Genomic DNA, 16,210 nt, shown 5'->3' on the forward strand with positions numbered 1-16,210 from the left:
ACGACTTGATCGTATTGACCGATTTTCACCGGACATTGTCCGGATACGCCGACGCCTTCGCTTTGCTGGCAGATGCCTATGACGGCACGGCGGCCAGCTCATCCGAGCTTGAAGCGCTTATCGACCGCTACTCCGCTCTGATCCTGGAGCCGCGCAATGCGTTATTGTGGGAGGAATTGACGCTCCGGGAGCCGGAGGAAACGGAGCGGCTGGCGGAGCGGCTGCGGGAGCGTTCGGCGGCATGCGTGGCGCTGATGGAAAAGTACCGCGCGCTCAAGCTGCTGGATGGAGCGGAGAATCGGACCGGCTATTTCCGCAACATCGAGGCGTGCATCGAGGAGGAGTTCGGCAGCTTCGCGGTGACGCGGCAATCACGGGTGCTGATGATCGGCTCGGGCTCGTTCCCGATGACGCCGCTGCTGATCGCACGCCGCACAGGAGCGCAAGTCGTCGGCATCGACATCGACCCGGAGGCGGTCGAGCTCGGCCGCAAGGTCGCCGGCAGGCTCGGACCGGAGCTTCCGATCCGGCTGGAGACGAGCCGGATCGAACAATTGGAAGGACTGAAGGCGATGACCCATATCATCTTCAGCTCGACGATCCCTGTCAAATACGAGCTGCTCGAACGGCTGCATCCGCTCGCCGGGGAACATGCGGTCGTGGCGATGCGTTATGGCGGCGGCTTGAAGTCGCTGTTCAATTATCCGGACCGCCATACGGAGGACAGCGGCTGGCGGCTGGCGGAAACCGTGCTCAGGCCGGGGCAGATATTCGACATCGCCCTGTACCGCAAGGCGGCAGAGCAGGACCGCCTGATCGGAGGGGCGCGATGAGCGCGCTCGGGGACGCGCTGATTCTCGGTACGGGACCTGCGGCCGTGCAGCTGGCGGTGATGCTGCGCAAGCAGCGGTCCAGCCGGAGAATCGGCATCGCAGGGAGGAGCTCGCCCCGCTCGAGACGATTTTTCGACGCTCTGCGACAAGGAGGAGGGACGGTGGTTGCGGATATCCAGAACGCGGCACACCGGGAGCTGTCGGGTTGCTGCGTGCTCGATGACTGGTGCGAGGGCTATGGTCGAATCCAAGGAGAATGGCCTGTGCTTCTGCTGGCCGTGACGGCGGACGCCTATGCCCCGGTGCTGGAGCAGCTGCCGCCGTCTGTGCTGCAGGCTGCCCGCTGCATCGTGCTCGTCTCGCCGACCTTCGGCTCGGGCAGCCTCATTCGCCAGCTGCTGCAGGGGCTGCAGCCCGATGACCGGCCCGAGGTCATCAGCTTTTCGACCTATCTGGGCGATACCCGCTGGCCGGATGGCCGGCCCGGCTCCCGCGCCGTGACGACAGGCGTGAAGCGCAAAGTATTCATCGGCTCCACCCGCGGCCGCACTTCGGAAGCCATGAAGGAACTGCAGGAGGCCTGCGCCCGTTCCGGCATCGCGATGGAGGCGCTGGAATCGCCTATTGCCGCCGAGACCCGCAACATCTCGCTGTATGTGCATCCGCCGCTGTTCATGAACGAATTCGCGCTTGACGCTGTCTTCTCCCTGGGCTCCGAACGTGTTCAGACCTATGTCTACAAGCTGTATCCGGAAGGGCCGATCACGCCGGCGCTGATCCGCGACATGCGCTCCTGCTGGCTGGAGATCAGCGCCATCGTTCAGGCGGTAGGGCTGCGGCCGATCAACCTGCTCCGGTTCATGACGGAGGAGTGTTACCCGGTACGCCCGCAAAGCCTGTCGAGCGAGGAGCTGGCGCGCTTTCCCGAGCTGGATGCCGTGCATCAGCAGTATTTGCTGTACATCCGTTACGCCTCGCTGCTGATCGATCCATTCTCCGAGCCGGATGGGCAAGGACGCTATTTCGATTTTTCGGCGGTTCCCATCCGCAGCCTGGCCATCAACGACGAAGGCCGATGGGAGGTGCCTCGCATGCCCAAGGAGGATTACTACCGGACGGCCATCCTGCAGGGCATCGCCCGGCGGCTCGGCGTTCCGACTCCGACGATCGACCGGCTGCTCGGCTTCTACGAAGGGCGGCTCGCCAAGGCGCGGGAGTCGCTTGCTTACCAAGAGCTTTCGGATGCGTTTTATCCGGGCGGACATGAAGCCGAGCTGGAGCTGATCGCCCGCGGCCTGCCGTGCCCGGCAAGCCCATCCTTAGAACCCAACTCAGGCGCTCCGTCGCCTATCCAGGAGGAAGAAATCCGTTGAATAACCCGAGAAATGCCCTATCCGCCATCCTCATCCTGCTCCTGCTTCTCGCCTCCGGCTGCTCCGGCAGCTCAGGCAGCGTGAATGAGCCTGCCGCCGCTGATGCGGCGAAGCAAGAGCAAGCACATGAGATCATCTATGCTTCTTCCAAGGACATCAATGACATGAACCCTCATCTGTACACGGGCTCGATGCCTGCGCAGGGGATGGTCTATGAATCTCTCGTCGAAAAGACCGAAGTCGGCATCAAGCCGCTGCTCGCGGAATCCTGGGACATCTCCGAGGACGGCATGAGCTACACGTTCCACCTGCGGCAAGGCGTGAAGTTCCATGACGGTGCCCCGTTCAACGCGGAAGCGGTGAAATTGAACATCGACGCCGTGCAGGCGAATGCTGAGCGCCACGCCTGGATCAAGCTGTCGACCAAGATCAAGGAAGTCCGCGCAACGGATGAATATACCGTTCAGCTCCTGCTATCCGAGCCCTACTACCCGACGCTGCTCGAGCTGTCGATGACCCGTCCGTATGTGTTCCTCTCGCCGAACGACTTCATCAACGGGCAGACCAAGGACGGCGTCGCCGGCTACGACGGCACCGGCCCGTACCGCCTTGTCGACCATAAAGCGGAGCAGGCTGCCGTATTCGAGGCCAACGAGTCCTACTGGGGCGGCGCGCCCAAGGTCAAGCGGATTACCGCAAAGGTGCTGCCATCGGGCGAAACGACGCTGCTGGCGCTGCAAAAAGGGGAAGTGAACTTCATCTTCACCGACGACCGCGGCGCGGACGGCGTCGACATCGAGGCAATGCAGAGCCTTGTGGACAGCGGACGCTATCAGCTGCTTCGCAGCAAGCCGATGAACACAAAGCTGATTGCCGCCAACAGCAGCAGCGTAACGAGTCCGGTGCATGAAAAAGCGGTGCGCGAGGCCTTATGGCATGCCGTCGACCGCGAGACGATCGCAGGTCAGATTCTCCATGGTGCCGAAGCGCCGGCATACAGCCTGTTCTCGGGCAATGTGGAATATGCCGACATCCCGCTGGCCAAGCGCGGCTACGATCTGAAGCATGCGGCCGAGCTGCTGGAGAACGCCGGCTGGAAGCTGGAGAACGGCGGCGAGACGCGCTTGAAGAAGGGGAGGCAGCTGGCGCTCAAGCTCTATTACGATGCAGCCTCCTCCTCGCAGAAAACGGAAGCGGAGCTGATCCAGAGCGCCGCCAAAACGATCGGCATGAAGCTGGAGCTGATCGGCGAGCAGTCCTCCTCCGTCGCGGCACGCCGCGCCTCTGGCGATTACGACCTGCTGTTCAACCAGACATGGGGCCTCGCCTACGATCCGCAGAGCACCGTTTCCGCGTTTACGGCGGAGTCCTCTTACGCCCATACGACCGGCGGCATCGAAGGGGTGAAGGAGCTTTACGCCAAGATCGGAGAGGTGACCGGCTCCAGGGATGAGGAGAAGCGCAAGGCTTTGTACAAGGAGATTCTGACTACGGTGCATGACGAGGCCGTATTCATTCCGATAACGCATGGCAGCATGGCGGTGGTAGCTCCGATCGACCTCGAGGGCGTTGCGTTCAAGCAGACGCAATTCGAGCTCCCGTTCGAGCTCATGCACTTCAAGTAAAAGGAGGAGGCTCGAATGTTGCGTTATGCGGCACGCAGGCTGCTGACGGCCGTCCCGCTGCTTCTTGTCATCTCGTTCCTGGCGTTCCTGCTTCAACAGCTGGCCCCGGCCGATCCGGCACAGGCGGTCCTGCATGCGCAGGGCGTGCCGCAAGTGACGGCGGAGCTCATTGCCCAGAAAAAAGCGGAGCTCGGGCTGGACCGGCCGCTTCTGCGTCAATACGGCTCCTGGCTGGCCTCCAGCCTGCAGCTGGACTTCGGCCTCTCTTATGTGACCGGCAAGCCGGTCTGGAGCCTGCTTGGTCCCGCTTTCCTGCATACGCTGCAGCTGACGGCGGTCTCGGCGGCCGCGATCATCCTGCTGTCCATCGCCCTCGGAGTCTATTGCGCCTTGCGCGAGGGCTCCTGGCCGGACAGGGCAGCCCGCGGCGCGGCTTTCCTGCTGACGGCGATGCCGCCTTACTGGCTGGCCGCCTGGCTCGTCTGGCTGTTCTCGGTGAAGCTCGACCTGCTGCCGACCAGCGGCATGGACTCCGCTGCCAGCTTCGTGCTGCCTGTCGCGGTGCTGGCCATCGGTTATGCGGGGGTCTACTTCCGCGTCATACGCAGCTCGATGATCGCCGGGCGCAACGAGGATTACGTCCTGTACGGACGCGCCGGCGGCTTGCCGGAGCGGGCGGTCGCACGGCGGGTGCTTGCCAATTCGCTTCAGGTCGCCTTGCCGATGTTCGGCATGGCGGTGCCGATCCTGCTCGGCAGCACCGTCGTCGTGGAGAACGTGTTCGCCTGGCCGGGACTCGGCACGCTGAGCGTCAAGGCGATCCTCGGCCGCGATTACCCGGTCATCCAGGCGTTCGTGCTGCTGCTGGCATCATCGTTTGTCGCGTTCAACGCCGTATCGGAAGTCATAAGCGGGCTTCTGAATCCCCGATTGAGAAAGGATCTCGAATGAAACGAATCTCTCGGCTCTTGTCGGACCGGCTGGCGCTGCTCTCGCTCGCGGTGCTGGCGGCGATCGCCGCTGCCGGCATGCTGGCTCCGTGGCTCGCGCCCCATCCGCCGGATGAGGTGAACATGGCGCTGCGTTATGGCCCGTGGTCGCTCCATTATCCGCTTGGCAACGATCAGCTCGGCCGCTGCGTGCTGTCCAGACTCCTTTACGGCATCCGCCCGAGCGTGCTGCTCGTGCTGGCCGCCGTGCTCGCCTCCGTCCTGATCGGTGCGGCCGTCGGCATGGCTGCCGGCTACGCCGGAGGCCGGACGGACGCGCTGCTCATGCGGTTATGCGATGTGATGCTCTCGTTTCCCGGTTATGTCATGACGCTCGCGGTGATCGGCGTGCTCGGCGTCGGGCTGCAGAACATCCTGCTGGCGTTCATCCTGATGAAATGGGCCTGGTTCGCGCGGATCGTACGCGCCTCCGTCCGCCAGATCGCCGATGCCGACTATGTGCGGTTCGCACGGACGCTCGGCACCGCACCGGCCGCGATTCTGTTCCGCCATATCCTCCCGGTCTGTCTGCCCGAGCTGGCCGTCGTCGCGAGCAGCTCCTTCGGCTCGACGCTGCTGCAGGTGTCGGGCTTGTCCTTCCTGGGCCTCGGCATCCAAGCTCCTCAAGCGGAGTGGGGAATGATGCTGAGCGAAGCGAGGCAGTCGATGTTTTCGCGGCCGGAGCTCATGCTGGCGCCGGGGCTGATGATTGTCCTCACCGTATCGGCGGTCAACTTCCTGTCCGATGCGATGCAGCAGGCTGTCGATCCGCAAGCGGGATCGTCCAAGCGCCATCAGCCGGCAAGGGCCGAAGCCGCCTTGATCGGAAAGGAGGTCGTATGAAGTGGATGTGCTGGAGGTGAGCCGGCTCCGTATCTCGCATGCCGGATCGGGTGAGGCGCTCTTGCCGGAGCTGTCCTTCCGCGTGAAGGAAAAAAGCTGCCTGGCGATCGTCGGGGAAAGCGGCAGCGGCAAGTCGATCGTCTGCAAGGCGATCATGAGGCTGAACGGTCCGGCGCTGGAGCAGAGCGGCAGCATCCGGTTCAAGGGCACGGAGCTGACGGAGCTGGCCGACGACCAGATGCGCCGGCTGCGGGGCGCGCAGATCGGCATGATTCTGCAGAACGGGATGCGTGCTTTCGATCCTGGCCTGAAGCTGGGCAGGCAGCTCCATGCGGTGCTGAAGACGCATTTCGGGTGGAGCCGCGGACAGAGCAGAGAGCGGTTGGCGGAGGCGATGGAGCTGCTGCTGCTGCGAAGCCCGACAGCCGTGCTGGAACGCTATCCGCATGAGCTCTCCGGAGGCATGCTGCAGCGGCTCATGATCGCGCTGTCGCTCGTGCTCCAGCCGGAGCTGGTCATCGCCGACGAGCCGACGACTGCGCTGGATGCGGCCTCCCGGCAGGAAGCGATCGGCCAGTTGATCTCGCTGCGGAGGCAGACCGGGTGCTCGATGATCCTGGTCTCGCATGATTTGTCCGCTGTGGAGCGGATCGCCGACGAGGTGCTTGTCCTGCGCGGCGGCATGGCGGTGGAGCGGGGGACAGCCGCAGAATTGCTGACTTCGCCGAGACATGCCTATACCCGCTATCTCGTGGAGTCGAAGCATGCCTTGAGCAGCCGTTTCGCGCAAGCGCTGGGAGGGCTGAGACATGTTGAGCGTTGAGAAGATCTCCAAGTCTTATTCCACTGGCGGATGGCGAGGCTCAGGCAGACAGCCGGTGCTGAAGGAGATGTCGCTGGAGTGCCGATCGGGTGAATGCGTCGGCATCATCGGGGCGAGCGGCAGCGGCAAGTCGACGCTCGGCCGCATCATCCTCGGATTGGAGCGGCCGGACGCGGGCTCGATCCGGATCGACGGCGAGGAGCTGGGACGCCGATCGCGCCGAGGAGCGGTGAGCGCGGTGTTTCAAGACTGCCGCTCGTCGATCCACCCGTTCTTCACGGTCCGCCAGGCGCTGCTGGAGGCATTGGGAACTCGGAGCTCAGGCAAGTCCAAGGCGGAAAGGACCCGAAAGCTGGAAACCGCGCTGGAGCAAGTCGGGTTGGAAGCCTCCTATCTGGAGCGCTATCCCCATGAGCTGTCCGGCGGTCAGGCGCAGCGGGTCTGCCTCGCGCGGGCGCTGCTGACCGAGGCGCGCTGGATTGTGCTCGACGAAGCGGTCAGCTCGCTCGATGCTCCGGTGCAGGTGCAGGTGCTTGAGGTGCTGCGGAAGGCTCGCGGAATCTATGGCACCGGCTATCTGTTCATCACGCATGACCTGGAGGCGGCGGCTTTTCTGTGCGACCGAATCGCCGTGCTGCATGAAGGCCGCATCATCGAGACGATCGAGACACAGCGGCTCGGCGAGCTGAGGACGCCTTGCGCGCGTGAGCTGCTCGATAAATTCCGAATCGGCCATGCGCCAGTTCCGCGACAGCATGCGGCAATGGCAGAGGAGGAACAGGAATGAAGGGAGCATTGTCCTGGCCGTTCATGCGGCTTTACCTGCTGACGGTGCTTTACTTTTGCGCCAATGCGATTCTGAATGTCATCATTCCGCTGAAGGGAGGCTCGCTTGGCGCCAGCAATGCGGTGATCGGCATCGTCATGGGAGCCTATCTGTTCACGACGATGCTGCTTCGTCCATGGGCCGGGCACATCATCCGCAAGCAAGGGCCGATCGCCGTGCTTCGGTCCGTTCTGGCGCTCAATGCGATCGCGCTCGCCCTGTACGCATTCACGGGCCTGGAGGGCTATTTCGCTGCACGCGTTCTCCAAGGCGTCTGCACGGCATTCTTTTCGATGGCGCTCCAGCTCGGGCTCATCGACGCGCTGCCTGACGAGGAGCGGTCTCAAGGCATTTCCATGTACTCGCTCTGCGCCACGATGCCCGGCATCGTCGGTCCGCTGCTGGCGATCGGCTTGTGGGAGGCGGATGATCCGGGTCTGCTCGCCGCTGTGCTGATCGGTCTCGGCGTAATCACGGGAGCGGTCGGCTTCAGCGCCCGCGTCGGAAACTCGGCCGCAGCGGAAGCGGCGGCGGGATGGAAGGAGGGAAAGCCCCTTGGAGGCGGTGTTCTGCAATGGTTCGGGGAGCTGGTTCGACATCCCCAGCTGCTTCGGTGCAGCCTGCTCATGCTTGGGGCGTCGGTCATATTCGGCGCGGCGACGACCTTCATCCCGCTGTATGCGGCGCAGGTTAGCGGCGCCAGCGCCGCCGTGTACCTCATGCTGCAGGCCGGCACGGTGGTCGCGGCCCGCTTCTGGCTGCGCAAGCGGATTCCGTCCGATGGACAGTGGCATCCAGCTTTCATGCGCCTGATCCTGCTCTGCCTGGCGGCGGCCGCACTTTGTGTCGGCCTGGCCGCTCACGGTGGAGGGGCGCTGTTCTACGCGGGCGCGTTCCTGATGGGCATCGCTCAGGCGATGGTATATCCGACGCTCACGACGTATTTGAGCTTCGTCCTGCCGAAGGAGAGCCGCAACATCCTCATGGGTCTGTTCATCGCCATGGCCGATCTCGGCGTCTCTCTAGGCGCGATCGCCATGGGTCCCGTCGCGGATCTGACCTCTTATTCAGCCATGTATATGTTCTGCGCCGCCATCGGCGCCTCGCTGCTGCTCGTTTCGGCGCGCGAGGCGAGAAGCCGCAGGGCGAATTCGCTCCCGGTATGACCAATGGCCGCAGCTTATGCCGCCCACCCTCAAGGGAGGCTCTTTCCAAACGGCAAGGTACTAATAAGGGGGAAAAGGCAACAAATGAAAGAGCTCTCCGGCTTAGTTAAACTAAGCAGAGGGCTCTTTTCATATTTAAGTCGATAGAGGGGTGCTGGCAATGGAAACCCGAATGAGAGCTTCGTCTTTGTCCAGCGGGAGCATTCCCTCAAGTCCATGAGGGCTTTCTCTTGTTTTTTCCAAGCCGATGTTTTATATTGACATGACAGAAGGTCAAAATTAAAAGAGGTGAACGGGCGAGATGACTCCACGTACGAAGGAACAGAACGAAGAAATCCGGCTGCGGCGTCTGGCGCAAATTCGGAAGGCCGCTGCCGATGTGTTTCTGACTAAAGGGCCTTTGCTGGAAATCCGCGAAGTGGCTCAGCAGGCGGGACTCGGCTATGGAACCGTATACCATTATTACACCAACAAGGGCGATCTGCTCCATGATCTGCTCTGGGACGCGTTGGAACGCGCGTCGGGATGGCTCGGCGGCTCCGTGGAGGCTCCAGAGGACAATCGTCTGGAAGCCATGCTGAAGGTTCCGTTGGAAGCGCGCACTCCGGCTTCGGGGGAGGCGCCGGGGGGAAGGCATCTGAGCCTGGCTGAGGCCGACACCGGCAGCTATGCTGCAACAGGCTCTCGAAGCAGAAGCCGCGAGGGAGCCGCTCCCGAGGAGCTCGGCCCCATCGCCGCCGCAGGTGTACGGCTGCTGCGGCTTTGGGCGGAGGACCATGCCTTGTACCTGCTGTATAAACACGCCGGCGAGGAATTTGCCGCGCTGCCTGATGCGCGTTCGGCCGCGCTATCGGCCGCCTTCCGCCGCGATGTGCTCGTACCGCTCGCCGCGCTGCTGGAGAGCGGGCGCGAGGCGGACGGGGCCTCCACTTCCGGCGGAATTGCGGAGCCGCCGTACCGGCTGCAGCGCGCGGAGATGCTGCTGGCCGCGTTGGTCGGCTGCGCCTCGCTATCGCTTCGCCGGGGCAAGCTCGGCGAAGAGGCCGGAGATATCGTCCGCTTTTTAAATGTACAGAATGGATGGGGAGGGAATGAAACCGGATGATCGTCATAAAATCGCCCAGGGAAATCGAAGAAATGAAGACGGCGAGCCAAATCGTTGCGGACTGCCACCGAGAGGTGGCCAAATTAATCGAGCCCGGGATCACCACAATGGAAATCAATGCCTTTGTCGCCCGGCATATGACCAAGCTGGGCGGCAAGCAGTTCACGAAAGGATATAACGGTTTCCCCGCCGAAACCTGCACTTCGCTCAACGATGTCGTAGCCCACGGAATACCTTCGAAGCGGGCGCTTAAGGACGGGGATTTGCTGAAGCTCGACATCGTCGTGGAATACGGCGGATGGTTCGGCGATTCATGCTGGTGTTATGCGGTAGGCAATATCCGGCCGGAGGCGCAAAAGATCATGCAGGTGGCTAAGGAATGCCTGGATCTGGGAATCGCCCGGGCTCTCCCCGGGGGCCGGCTCGGCGACATCACGTCGGCCATCCAGCAGCATGCGGAATCGAACGGGTATTCGCTCGTTCGCGATCTGCTGGCGCACGGAATCGGGCGCAGCCTGCACGAGGAGCCGAATTACGAGCATATCGGCGCAGCCGGCAAAGGCATTCGGTTGAAGGAAGGCATGGTGTTTACGATTGAGCCGATGGTCAACGAAGGGACCTTCCGTATCTCCATCGACGACGACCAGTGGACGGCGAGGACGGCCGACGGCAGGCTGTCGGCGCAATATGAGCATACGATCGCCATCACATCGGACGGACCGCTGATTTTAACGGCCCAGTAAAGCTGGACGGATGGGAAAGCGGTCCTTTCGCAAGCGAGCCGCCAACCCGGCCTGTTGGGCTTTTGCCGACGATTATCTCGTGTATAACTCTTGCAGGATGAAGAACAAACGGAAAAAAACCCATCTTGAATTTATAGATGGGGCGCAGGGATAAGGATGTTCATTGCTTTCTGTCGGCCGGCGGACTTTTCGTAAGGCTTAAGATCTGCCTGCCGGCGGAATGCTTTGGGGATTATTGAACACATTGCCTGGATCGTATTTCGCTTTCACTCTCTTCAGCCGGGGATAGTTGGCCCCATAGTATACCGGCCCGGAATTTTTGATTCCCTGATCCGGCACGTTGATGTAGGAGCCTACGATATAAGGCTGCAGCTTCTTGCGCAATCCGCGGGCCAGAGCAATATTTTTGGCCGCATCGGATTTTTTGACCCAGGAGCTGTTCCACTCGACATAAAACTTCGCTTTCCGCCAGTAGAACGCGGTAGCTCTAGGAGCTACGCGGCTTACGGCACCACCCCAGTTGAGAAAGAAAAACCCTGCGAATTGCCCCTCTACCTGCTCCAAAAACTTCCGCATGGATCTGATCGCTTTATCCGGGAAAGGATGCCGGCCGAAGCCGCTGGAGAACTGATTGCTTTCCCTTTGCGTTAGGACAGGATCCGGAGGCAGGAGGAAGTCCACGACCTTCGGATACGGCAATAAACGGATGATCTTGCTCGTTGTCGTGCCGACGCTCGTCATGGGCTTCAACAGGCGGAGCGCTTCTGTTTTCGAGCCGAGGAAAAGTCCGTTCATGGTGACGTTGCCGCCTTTTTTCGGACCGATCGACAGCTCGCTGCCCAGTCTGTCATCGACGCATGGCGCCCATTTCTGCCAGGCTTTGAGCACTTCCGGGAATTGCTCCCACGGCCAGGTGATGCGATATACTGTAGCCTTCTCCGGCGCGGAGTGGACTTTGAATTTGTACCGGGTGTACACGCCGAAATTTCCGCCGCCGCCGCCTTTGGAAGCCCACAGGAGATCGGCGTTGCGCTTTTTGTTGGCGCGGATGACCCTGCCCTTGGCGTCAACCATTTCAAGCGCGATCAGATTGTCGCTGACGAGGCCGACAGTCCGCTGCAAAGGTCCTATTCCTCCGCCGAGCGTGATTCCGCCGATCCCGACCGTCGGGCTGTCTCCGAATGGAGCGATATAGCCTAGCGGAGCAAGCGTTTTAGCGATTCTCCCCACGGTATTTCCCGATCCCACTATCACGCTGCTCTTTTTTCGATGGAGCGAAATTTTTTTCATTTTGCTTACATCGATGACCATGCCGCCGTTGACCTGCGAGAGATTGACCTCCAAGGAATGCCTGCCGCCTCTCGGACGGATGGGAACCTTGTTTTCGTTGGCCCACTTGATGGCGTTGGCCACATCCTGCGTTCTTTTCGCAAAAACAAACACTTTAGGAAATCGGTCTGTATGGGGATCCCAATTTTTGCGCGCGACCTCGTACCCGGGATCGCCCTTGAAAATCACAAGTCCGGTAAGTTTCGTTTTGGATCTCACTAATGCCCAGCTCCCTTTGCTCCTATGATGGCATTGATTGAACCTTTACTATCGTATGAAGGACATCTCGTCTGGGTAGTGGGCTGCTGGCGGGGGGAGAAACGATAGCCAGATTAAAATGTCGGAGAGGTTGGACAGCATAGCCGAGACGGATGGAATATTTTCGCAAATGCCGTTGACATCCACACTACTGCGTGTTACTTTGTAGAGGTAGTAAGTGACACTTGATACCAGTCGTACTGAATAGCAAAGGGTGATTGTGCTGGAAAATTTGACGGAAATGCTCAAAGGAGCGCTTGAGGGCTGTGTTCTTGAAATCATAAGCCGCCAGGAAACCTACGGGTACGAAATTACACGGCGGCTGAATGCTCTCGGCTTTGCGGATGTTGTGGAAGGGACGGTGTATACGATCCTGATCCGGCTTGAGAAGAATAAGCTGGTGGAAATCACCAAGAAGCCCTCGGACATGGGACCGCCACGGAAGTTTTTCGCGATCAACGACGCCGGGCGCGAGGAGCTGCGGAAGTTCTGGGAAAAATGGGAATTCGTATCCTCGAAAATCAATGAGCTGAAGGAGAACAAACCATGAATTTTTGGGAAAAAATCACGGGCAGCGACATGACGAAAGAAATGAAGGCCTTTGAAGCACGGGTTGAAAAGCTGCCGCCCGATTATCAAGCGGCATGGGAACAAATCCAAGCTTATCTTTGGCCGAACTCCGACTTCACCGGACGCAACCTCATGCCCATTTTTGACGGCGTGCTTGGCTTGCTCGAAGAAACGGCGGGAAACGGACAGAGTGTCCAGGAGGTTTTGGGCGGCGATATCAAAGGCTTCTGCTCGGCGCTGGCCGGCGAAGAAGGAGCGAAGTCCCATCACGACAAGTGGCGTGAGCAGCTCAATGCTGCTGTCGCTAAAAAATTAGGCAAATTAGGGGGATGAGTCATGAGGATACAAGACATCATCAAAGGCAAAAAAGAGTGGCGTGCGCATATGGCGCGAGTCAAAGCCCTCCCGCAGGATTATCAGATTGTGTACAAAGAGATCCAGAGCTATTACTTCAAGGTCGGCCCGATCGAGCTGGCCGAGGGAACGGGTCTGCTCTCGGGGATCGTCGATCTGTTTGAAGAGGGGGCGGCCTTGGGGAAAGGCGTGCTCGAGGTGACAGGGCGTGATGTAGCGGCATTCTGCGACGAACTGATCAAGGATTCAAAAACGTACTCGGATCTCTATCAAGAATCTGTCGCTCAAGAAGTCAGCAAGGCGATGAAGAAAATGGCCGAAAAACATAATAAACGGGGGGATCGGGATGGAAAAAGCCATTGAAGTGAACGGTCTGCGCATGTCCTTCAAGAACACGGAAGTCCTGAAGGGCGTCGATCTGGAAGTGAAGCGCGGGGAGATATTCGCCTTGCTCGGCTCCAACGGCGCAGGCAAGACGACCATGGTCAAAATCCTTGCTACGCTGCAAAAGCAGGACGGAGGCACCGTCACCGTAAACGGATTCGACGTCGCGTCAAAGCCGCATCAGGTTCGGCATGCCATCAGCCTCACCGGGCAATTTGCCGCCGTAGACGAGATGTTGACCGGTCGGGAAAATGTGATCATGATCGCCAAGCTGCGCCATCTGGATCGTCCCCGTCAAGTTGCGGACGATTTGCTGAACCGTTTCGGCTTGATGGACGCGGCGGACCGCAAGCCGTCGACTTATTCGGGCGGCATGCGCCGCAGGATGGACATCGCATTGAGCCTTGTGGGCAAACCGCAGATCTTATTCCTCGACGAGCCGACAACCGGGCTTGACCCCGAGGCGCGCATCGAGGTTTGGAGGATTGTAAAGGAGCTTGCAGATGGAGGCACGACGGTATTCCTGACCACGCAGCATTTAGAGGAAGCCGAGCAGCTTGCCGACCGAATGGCCATTTTGCACGAGGGCAGGATCATTGCCAGCGGCACGCTCGCGGAACTGAAGCAGCTGTTCCCGAAAACGCAGGTGCAGTACGTGGAAAAACAGCCGACCCTGGAGGAACTATTCCTCGCCATCATCGGCAAGAAGGAGGCCATCTGATGGAGACGAAAAAAACGTATTTCTTCAGCGACATGAGTGTCATGATCGGACGCTCCATGCGCCATATTTTCCGCAGCCTGGACACCATCTTCACTGTCTGCATCACTCCGATAGCCATGATGCTGCTCTTCGTCTATGTGTTCGGCGGCGCGATCGAGACCGGTACGGACAGCTATGTGAATTACCTGCTGCCCGGCATATTGCTTATGGCTATCGCCAGCGGGGTGGCCTATGTGGCTTACCGCCTGTTCATGGATAAGCAGCGGGGCATCATCGAGCGGTTCCGCTCGATGCCGATACAACGTTCCGCATTGCTGTGGGGGCATGTGCTGACCTCGGTGGTATCCAACGTCATGACCGTTGTCGTCATCATTCTCGTTGCGCTTCCGATGGGCTTCCGCTCGTCGGCGGGGATGCTGTCCTGGCTTGCGGTTGCCGGCATCCTCGTGCTGTTTACGCTGGCTTTGACCTGGATCGCTGCCATTGCCGGACTGTCCGCCAAGACGATGGAAGGCGCAAGCGCCTTTTCCTATCCGTTGATCTTCCTGCCTTTCATCAGTTCCGCTTTTGTCCCTACCGAGTCGATGCCTGCGGCCGTACGCGCCTTTGCCGAAAACCAGCCGGTGACGTCTATCGTTGAGACCATCCGTGCGCTTTTGTCCAATCAACCGGTGGGCAATGAGATTTGGGTCGCTTTAGCGTGGTGCGTAGGAATCATGGTCGTCGCTTATCTATTTGCGGTGCGAGCTTACAGACGGAATGCGGCTTGATGCTTTGCCGGACGATGGAAACCCGTTCCCAGGCAGGTCAAGGATGGATCCAAGAAGTCGGGTTCCCTTGCTTCTATCCGCCCTATGGCTGCAGCAGCCATCGATGCATTTCAGGAAACAGCACGCTCCACGTGGATTCGTGATGGGTTCCGCCAGGAATATAGTCGAATCGAATCTGCTGTTCCGGAATCCCTGATGTCATTAAGGTCTGGCGGGTCAACTCGACATGCTCGCGGGCAGCCCGATTGAAGTCGGAATTGTCGGTTTCCAGCTCTCCAATGCTTAGATAGACGCGAAGCGCAGGGGAGAGATCCGATTCTTGAATCCATTGGATGATGGCGCCGCTGTCATGCCACATGACAAAGGAAACCCCGCCCACACAGCCAAACTGATCCGGATAGCGAATAGCCGTATACAACGAGATGTATGCGCCAAACGAGCTTCCGGCAATGATCGTATGCTCCGCTTCAGGGAGCGTCCGGTAGCGGCTGTCGATATAGGGTTTGAGTGTTTTCGCCAGGAAATCCGCATACGCCTCGCCTTTGCCTCCGAACTTGTACTCCTCATTGGTTGTAAAGTTATATTCATGGTTGCGCTCAGCACCCCCATGATCGATAGCGACCACGATCGCCTCCAGCGCCGGATCCTCCTGCGCCATCTGTTCCAATGTCTCGTCGACGCCCCATTCGCGTCCCCAAGACGTCGCTTGATCAAACATGTTCTGGCCATCCTGCATGTAATAGACCGGGTAGCAGCGGTTGCTTTCGTTGTAGCTCCTCGGCAAATAGATCCAAATTCTACGCTCCGTCCGCAGCTGTGGAATCGGAAAGGATTCGTATAGGTTCACATTGCCCGTGATGGTGTGGGCGGCCTCGTCGGTCAAAACTTCTCGCCAAGGCACAGAGTTGATCTTCATGAAAGAGCCTCCCAGTCTATGTATTCCCTAAATCTTAACGAGCGGGTCCAATGAATGCAATGGACGTTTTACTAGAGGTCGCAGCAGATCCATTCTTTGAGCATTGTGATCGGGAGCAGGGAGGGCGGGTGGTTCGAGTGGAAGGTATTCGGAGGTATGGAGACCCGGCGTCCTTATAAGGACGCCGGGTTGGTCAGAATCATAGGCGATAACAACCACTTTTACGCTTCCGATCGACACCAAGTCCGCTATGGCGGCCAATTGTTCGGTATTGGTCTCCATTCTGACCCTATATGCCGTGATTCCCTTTCCGCGCGCCAGCTCCAGATCGGGCTGGCCGGTGATCGTTACCAATCTTCCTTCAGGTTTCAATACCTCATAACTCCTGGCCAATACGTCTCCGCCAATCGTGTCCAGAACGACATCGACCTTATCCGGCAAGTCGCCAACATGCTGTTCTTCATAATTGATCACGATATCAGCTCCTATTGGCGCGAGACTTCATCCAAACATATAGGCGCGTAGCCTCAGCTCAGGTCGAGGCAACGAAATAGAAGGCAGCCGACCCAACGGGTCGGCTGT

At 59.7% G+C, this 16,210-nt stretch carries 18 protein-coding genes; 15 read left to right on the forward strand and 3 right to left on the reverse strand.

The window, feature by feature from the left end; genetic code table 11:
• The first annotated feature begins 8 nt into the window (after window positions 1–8).
• From CIC07_RS12190 to map, 10 genes are all read left to right on the forward strand, one after another.
• Window positions 9–833 (forward strand): SAM-dependent methyltransferase, encoded by an 825-nt coding sequence (locus CIC07_RS12190; protein WP_076357006.1) that lies wholly within the window; start codon window positions 9–11, stop codon window positions 831–833.
• Window positions 830–2,206, forward strand: coding sequence for an opine metallophore biosynthesis dehydrogenase (locus tag CIC07_RS12195; protein ID WP_076355953.1), 1,377 nt, complete (start codon window positions 830–832; stop codon window positions 2,204–2,206). Before CIC07_RS12190 ends, CIC07_RS12195 begins: the two co-directional genes overlap by 4 nt.
• Entirely contained in the window at window positions 2,203–3,831 is a 1,629-nt protein-coding gene (gene cntA / locus CIC07_RS12200) for a staphylopine-dependent metal ABC transporter substrate-binding lipoprotein (RefSeq protein ID WP_076355951.1), read from the forward strand. The genes CIC07_RS12195 and cntA overlap by 4 nt, the downstream gene beginning before the upstream one ends.
• Before the next feature lie 15 nt (window positions 3,832–3,846).
• Window positions 3,847–4,782, forward strand: coding sequence for a nickel/cobalt ABC transporter permease (gene opp1B, locus CIC07_RS12205; protein WP_076355949.1), 936 nt, complete (start codon window positions 3,847–3,849; stop codon window positions 4,780–4,782).
• Complete coding sequence (opp1C, locus tag CIC07_RS12210) at window positions 4,779–5,663, forward strand: nickel/cobalt ABC transporter permease (protein WP_076355947.1); 885 nt, start codon at window positions 4,779–4,781, stop codon at window positions 5,661–5,663. Before opp1B ends, opp1C begins: the two co-directional genes overlap by 4 nt.
• Window position 5,664: 1 nt before the next feature.
• Window positions 5,665–6,486 (forward strand): ATP-binding cassette domain-containing protein, encoded by an 822-nt coding sequence (locus tag CIC07_RS12215; protein ID WP_076355945.1) that lies wholly within the window; start codon window positions 5,665–5,667, stop codon window positions 6,484–6,486.
• Window positions 6,473–7,273: an ABC transporter ATP-binding protein gene (locus tag CIC07_RS12220; RefSeq protein ID WP_076355943.1), complete on the forward strand. Its 801-nt coding sequence runs from the start codon at window positions 6,473–6,475 to the stop codon at window positions 7,271–7,273. The genes CIC07_RS12215 and CIC07_RS12220 overlap by 14 nt, the downstream gene beginning before the upstream one ends.
• Window positions 7,270–8,478 carry a staphylopine family metallophore export MFS transporter CntE gene (cntE, locus tag CIC07_RS12225; protein WP_076355941.1) on the forward strand — a complete coding sequence of 403 codons (1,209 nt, stop codon included), beginning with the start codon at window positions 7,270–7,272 and terminating at the stop codon, window positions 8,476–8,478. Before CIC07_RS12220 ends, cntE begins: the two co-directional genes overlap by 4 nt.
• A gap of 301 nt (window positions 8,479–8,779) precedes the next feature.
• Window positions 8,780–9,583: a TetR/AcrR family transcriptional regulator gene (locus CIC07_RS12230; RefSeq protein WP_076355939.1), complete on the forward strand. Its 804-nt coding sequence runs from the start codon at window positions 8,780–8,782 to the stop codon at window positions 9,581–9,583.
• The gene (gene map / locus CIC07_RS12235) at window positions 9,580–10,326 is read left to right on the forward strand and encodes a type I methionyl aminopeptidase (protein WP_076355937.1); all 747 of its coding nucleotides are present in this window, start codon (window positions 9,580–9,582) and stop codon (window positions 10,324–10,326) included. The genes CIC07_RS12230 and map overlap by 4 nt, the downstream gene beginning before the upstream one ends.
• A gap of 198 nt (window positions 10,327–10,524) precedes the next feature.
• Here map and CIC07_RS12240 read toward each other — a convergent pair whose 3' ends face one another.
• The gene (locus CIC07_RS12240) at window positions 10,525–11,874 is read right to left on the reverse strand and encodes an FAD-binding oxidoreductase (protein ID WP_076355935.1); all 1,350 of its coding nucleotides are present in this window, start codon (window positions 11,872–11,874) and stop codon (window positions 10,525–10,527) included.
• Between the two features lie 280 nt (window positions 11,875–12,154).
• Between CIC07_RS12240 and CIC07_RS12245 the strand changes: the two genes are divergently transcribed.
• From CIC07_RS12245 to CIC07_RS12265, 5 genes are read left to right on the forward strand one after another with little or no spacing between them, the layout of a single operon-like run.
• Window positions 12,155–12,463, forward strand: a complete 309-nt coding sequence (locus CIC07_RS12245; RefSeq protein ID WP_277345212.1) for a PadR family transcriptional regulator — start codon at window positions 12,155–12,157, stop codon at window positions 12,461–12,463.
• Window positions 12,460–12,816 (forward strand): DUF1048 domain-containing protein, encoded by a 357-nt coding sequence (locus CIC07_RS12250; RefSeq protein WP_076355931.1) that lies wholly within the window; start codon window positions 12,460–12,462, stop codon window positions 12,814–12,816. Before CIC07_RS12245 ends, CIC07_RS12250 begins: the two co-directional genes overlap by 4 nt.
• A 3-nt stretch (window positions 12,817–12,819) precedes the next feature.
• Window positions 12,820–13,200 (forward strand): DUF1048 domain-containing protein, encoded by a 381-nt coding sequence (locus tag CIC07_RS12255; protein WP_076355929.1) that lies wholly within the window; start codon window positions 12,820–12,822, stop codon window positions 13,198–13,200.
• Window positions 13,184–13,942 carry an ABC transporter ATP-binding protein gene (locus CIC07_RS12260; protein WP_076355927.1) on the forward strand — a complete coding sequence of 253 codons (759 nt, stop codon included), beginning with the start codon at window positions 13,184–13,186 and terminating at the stop codon, window positions 13,940–13,942. The genes CIC07_RS12255 and CIC07_RS12260 overlap by 17 nt, the downstream gene beginning before the upstream one ends.
• A complete protein-coding gene (locus CIC07_RS12265; RefSeq protein ID WP_076355926.1) occupies window positions 13,942–14,712 on the forward strand; it encodes an ABC transporter permease in 771 nt (256 codons plus the stop codon). The genes CIC07_RS12260 and CIC07_RS12265 overlap by 1 nt, the downstream gene beginning before the upstream one ends.
• Window positions 14,713–14,794: 82 nt before the next feature.
• Here the strand turns inward: CIC07_RS12265 and CIC07_RS12270 are convergent, their stop codons facing one another.
• Both CIC07_RS12270 and CIC07_RS12275 read right to left on the reverse strand, forming a co-directional pair.
• Window positions 14,795–15,628 (reverse strand): alpha/beta hydrolase, encoded by an 834-nt coding sequence (locus CIC07_RS12270; protein ID WP_076355924.1) that lies wholly within the window; start codon window positions 15,626–15,628, stop codon window positions 14,795–14,797.
• Between the two features lie 27 nt (window positions 15,629–15,655).
• A complete protein-coding gene (locus tag CIC07_RS12275) occupies window positions 15,656–16,102 on the reverse strand; it encodes a zinc-binding dehydrogenase (protein ID WP_076355923.1) in 447 nt (148 codons plus the stop codon).
• Between the last annotated feature and the right edge of the window lie 108 nt (window positions 16,103–16,210).

It is taken from the genome of Paenibacillus sp. RUD330, from assembly GCF_002243345.2.
GTDB lineage: Bacteria > Bacillota > Bacilli > Paenibacillales > Paenibacillaceae > Paenibacillus_O.

Excerpts from the sequence above, each read along its gene's own strand:
- cntE (WP_076355941.1), top strand. The coding sequence starts at position 7,270 with ATGAAGGGAGCATTGTCCTGGCCGTTCATGCGGCTTTACCTGCTGACG.
- CIC07_RS12220 (WP_076355943.1), top strand. The coding sequence starts at position 6,473 with ATGTTGAGCGTTGAGAAGATCTCCAAGTCTTATTCCACTGGCGGATGG.
- opp1C (WP_076355947.1), top strand. The coding sequence starts at position 4,779 with ATGAAACGAATCTCTCGGCTCTTGTCGGACCGGCTGGCGCTGCTCTCG.
- CIC07_RS12270 (WP_076355924.1), bottom strand. The coding sequence starts at position 15,628 with ATGAAGATCAACTCTGTGCCTTGGCGAGAAGTTTTGACCGACGAGGCC.
- CIC07_RS12195 (WP_076355953.1), top strand. The coding sequence starts at position 830 with ATGAGCGCGCTCGGGGACGCGCTGATTCTCGGTACGGGACCTGCGGCC.
- CIC07_RS12255 (WP_076355929.1), top strand. The coding sequence starts at position 12,820 with ATGAGGATACAAGACATCATCAAAGGCAAAAAAGAGTGGCGTGCGCAT.
- map (WP_076355937.1), top strand. The coding sequence starts at position 9,580 with ATGATCGTCATAAAATCGCCCAGGGAAATCGAAGAAATGAAGACGGCG.
- CIC07_RS12265 (WP_076355926.1), top strand. The coding sequence starts at position 13,942 with ATGGAGACGAAAAAAACGTATTTCTTCAGCGACATGAGTGTCATGATC.
- CIC07_RS12250 (WP_076355931.1), top strand. The coding sequence starts at position 12,460 with ATGAATTTTTGGGAAAAAATCACGGGCAGCGACATGACGAAAGAAATG.
- CIC07_RS12245 (WP_277345212.1), top strand. The coding sequence starts at position 12,155 with ATGCTCAAAGGAGCGCTTGAGGGCTGTGTTCTTGAAATCATAAGCCGC.
- opp1B (WP_076355949.1), top strand. The coding sequence starts at position 3,847 with ATGTTGCGTTATGCGGCACGCAGGCTGCTGACGGCCGTCCCGCTGCTT.
- CIC07_RS12260 (WP_076355927.1), top strand. The coding sequence starts at position 13,184 with ATGGAAAAAGCCATTGAAGTGAACGGTCTGCGCATGTCCTTCAAGAAC.
- CIC07_RS12230 (WP_076355939.1), top strand. The coding sequence starts at position 8,780 with ATGACTCCACGTACGAAGGAACAGAACGAAGAAATCCGGCTGCGGCGT.